6 protein-coding genes are annotated in these 3,224 nt (G+C 58.5%); all 6 read right to left on the bottom strand.

The features are described 5' to 3' along the window. Positions 1-764 (bottom strand): hypothetical protein (locus VMX79_10150; protein HUV87460.1); only part of this gene is annotated, 764 nt, incomplete at its 3' end. A gap of 45 nt (positions 765-809) precedes the next feature. Beyond that, on the bottom strand, positions 810-1,241 hold the full coding sequence (locus VMX79_10145) for a hypothetical protein (protein ID HUV87459.1): 432 nt from the start codon (positions 1,239-1,241) through the stop codon (positions 810-812). A gap of 32 nt (positions 1,242-1,273) precedes the next feature. Continuing rightward, on the bottom strand, positions 1,274-2,245 hold the full coding sequence (locus tag VMX79_10140) for a PD-(D/E)XK nuclease family protein (protein ID HUV87458.1): 972 nt from the start codon (positions 2,243-2,245) through the stop codon (positions 1,274-1,276). Further along, complete coding sequence (locus tag VMX79_10135) at positions 2,242-2,496, bottom strand: hypothetical protein (GenBank protein ID HUV87457.1); 255 nt, start codon at positions 2,494-2,496, stop codon at positions 2,242-2,244. Before VMX79_10135 ends, VMX79_10140 begins: the two co-directional genes overlap by 4 nt. Before the next feature lie 46 nt (positions 2,497-2,542). After that, the gene (locus VMX79_10130; GenBank protein HUV87456.1) at positions 2,543-2,806 is read right to left on the bottom strand and encodes a hypothetical protein; all 264 of its coding nucleotides are present in this window, start codon (positions 2,804-2,806) and stop codon (positions 2,543-2,545) included. A 22-nt stretch (positions 2,807-2,828) separates the two neighbouring features. Continuing rightward, the gene (locus tag VMX79_10125) at positions 2,829-3,044 is read right to left on the bottom strand and encodes a hypothetical protein (protein HUV87455.1); all 216 of its coding nucleotides are present in this window, start codon (positions 3,042-3,044) and stop codon (positions 2,829-2,831) included. Between the last annotated feature and the right edge of the window lie 180 nt (positions 3,045-3,224).

Below are 3,224 nucleotides of genomic sequence, written 5' to 3'. Positions count from 1 at the left end.
AGCCGAGCGGCTATTCCGGCGAGACTTTTCCACGTCTCCGGCGGCGTTTGTCCTTTGACCGTAAAAATCGGGACGTAGAACGTGCCCAGGTCGTTTGTTATACGCCGCACCGTTAATTCTACCGCGAAGCAATAAAGCGGTAGTTGCCGCGCGCGCCCGGCCGATATAAAACGTTTCGCCGATTTAAGTCCCGTGCTGTGCGTCGAGAAAATGAACGGCATGCCTACCGGGTAGCCATCCTTAATCTCGATAGAGTCGACGGCGACAAAGTCGTAGTGCTCCTGGCACTTCGGCTTGCGTTCGGCCATGGCCTTCGCTTCGTCTTCGTCCCATTTTTGCAGCGGGCATTTTTCGCACTCGCCGCCCGGGTCGCCGACGCCGGTTTTGAAGTCCTGGCCGTTGCATAGGAGTTCTTTCTTGACGAACCGCTTCCGGCTCCGCGTCATCCCCAGGAAAATGCCGGTAATGCTTTCGAACTCCTCGCCGGTAAGGCTGTCGAGCAGAACGCCGGCGGTACGGCCCTCCTGTGTTACCGCGTCGGATGTAGGCTGTATAATTCCGATACGCGGGAGGAACAGTTCTTCGTCGGGGGGATACTCCGACGGGTCGTCGAGTTCGGCGGGTAGATTGTTCCCTTGTGGAATTACCGCCGGCACGGCATAACTCCCAGCGTTGTTGGCGACCTTAGCCGGGGCCGCAACTTCCGGCTCCGCGTCGTAGGGCCGTTCTTTGTAGTGCCCTTCTTCCTTTTTGTCCTTCGCCATCTCTTTTTCCTCCTGTTTAAAAAAGTTTGCGGTAACGGATGACCGCTATTTCAACTGCTTGAGAGCGGCATCCCTTTTCTTCGCGGCCTTGTCGCGGGCCAAGCGATATTCTTCTTGGGCTATTTGAAGTATCGCGGTCTTCGCCTTGATGGCTTCGTCGCGGGCGCGGTCGTATTCTTTCCTTATTAAATCGAGGGCCGCATCGTGGTTCTGCCTTGCTGGCGCTACCGCTTTGTTATAAGTCTCGTACGCGCGGTTGACAATGCGCGTTTGGATTTCGTAGGCTTTCTTGGTTAGCTTATTGAACTCGTCGTTTGCGACGCGGTGCTCTTCGTCGAACGCCGCTTTTACCGGAGTAAGGGCTAATTTTTCAGCATGCCTCGCCTGCACTACCGCCTTATCGAGTATCTTTGCGGCGGCGGCTTCAGCTTCGGCGAACTCCGTCCAAATCTCCTTCGCCTTTTGAGATAGTTTCATTTTTCAAATCCTCCTGGTTAAAAAAGTATCGTTTAATAACGTTTTTTCTCGCGTGTTTTGAACATCTCGACCGCGCCGTCGAGGCCGAGGCACAACGGCGCGAAGCCGCACCACGAGCACTCCCGCGATACGTTCATTACGTCGAAGTGCTCGCGCTCGTAGAAACGCATGAGCCCGGCGACTTTGCGAACGTAATCCTCGAAGGCGCGCACGTCGTCGAGCGTCCGCGCCGGCGCGTAGTAACGGAAGGCGTCGGGCTCCTTCGTCTTTTTGAGGACGGTGATGTAGAGGCCGTCGGGGAGGCGGTCGTACTTCTTCCAGCAGAGGTAGGCGTAGGCGGTAAGTTGCGGCGACACGGCCGCGGCGATTTCGTCCGACTCGCCCCAGCCCGCGACCGTCTTATGATCGCCCACATATAGTTTGCCGTCGCGCTCCTCGACGATGTCGGCGAAGCCCTGCAGGACGAGGCCGACGTCGATGTCGTGCCTCAGGAAGACCTCGCAACCGATAACCGTCGCGGCCAGGACTTCGTCGCGGTGTCGCTGATACCACAGCGAGACAAGCGCGCGGCCTTGGGACAGGAGGCCCGGGACTAAGACTTCTACGTCGGGAGCGTTTTTCTTGCGGGATTTTTTCTTCTCGACGCGGTCCTCGAACGTCTCGCCTTCCTTGAAGCTAACGCCGTCGCGGTTAGCCGCGGCGAAGTTTTGGGCGAAGACGCCGGCTACCTCCTCCGCGGTCATCGGCGTCTTTTGGCGGCCGTAGGCCGCGGCGATGGCGGCGTGGACGGCCCGGCCGAAGGCGAACGCCGCCGGCGTCGAGACCGGCTCGAGCTGGTCGACGTAGCGGTAGCGGTATTTGCGCGGGCACGACAGCGCCGTTTCGATGGTGGTATGGCTGAGCTTTACGACGGCCGGGCCTTTGTACTGTTCGGCGAGGTCGGCCGCGCGTACGGGGTGGCCGTTGATTTCGGCCACGGGTTCTTCGTTTGCGTATTCGGTCATTTCTCCTCCTCCGGCAACGCCGCTAAGAAGAGCTCGGCATCTTTGCAGGTTTGGAATCCGGCGCGGACGTAACATGAATCGTTCTTATAACCCTTCGCTAACCAAGTTAAGCGCGAATGGTAGGGGTCGTCGCGACCGAGGTCGCCGTCGTTTGAATAAGTCCCCTTGGTAGGTTGGGAGACAAAACAATTCGCCCACCTTGGTTCTTCTGGTTCCTTCGGCTTGTAATTCTCGCAGTCGTCGCACTTCATTTTAAGCCTCCTCCGGGGGGCACGTTTCGCACGGCCCTCCTTATTATTAAAGCGTCAACTCGCCGCCGCGCTCCGAACCCTCGGCGGCGACGCGGGTTAAAAATTCGTCGATAGCTACGGGCGACGGCCGTTGCACCGCCGGCGCTTCGTCGCACGGAAGGCCGAGCCGGGACGCCGCGCCGTTGACGGCCTCCCATATTTCCCAAAACTCGGCGAGGGCTTTTTCCGTCGGCCGCAACTCGATCTTGATCATCACGTCGATGAATTTCCGGTTGAGCCGACAGTTGAGTTTGTGCTGTACGTCGTACATAGTGCCTCCTCTATATCCCCGGCTAAAACTCCGGCAATTCAATTTCGTTATAATCGGGGCCGAAGTCGCGATCGTGGTCGTAAACAAACCGGGCTTCGCGGTCGAGCCCCTCTTGCCGCTCGTTCTCCCACCGCGCCGCTGCCGCCGCTTCTTCTTTGGCGCAACGTTCTTCGTATTCGTAGGCCAAATCGTCAACGCGCTCCTCGGGGTCGAGTTGTAAATCTATTACCTTTTCCATTTCGCGCCTCCTTTAAATTTCCGGCGGGTCGTCGCCGGCCGCGAGGGCCGCGAGCGCGCCCAAAAGCTCCGCCTGGCGCTCGGCCGCCGCGCGCAATTCAAGCAGCAACGCCCGGTTCCTGTCGCGGGCGCTGAGCTTCTTGTATTCCGATATATGAAACTCTTCGAAAAGATTGCGGAG

The sequence above is a fragment of the bacterium genome, assembly GCA_035529855.1.
GTDB lineage: Bacteria > RBG-13-66-14 > B26-G2 > WVWN01 > WVWN01 > WVWN01.
This window is presented reverse-complemented; position numbering and strand designations above follow the sequence as displayed.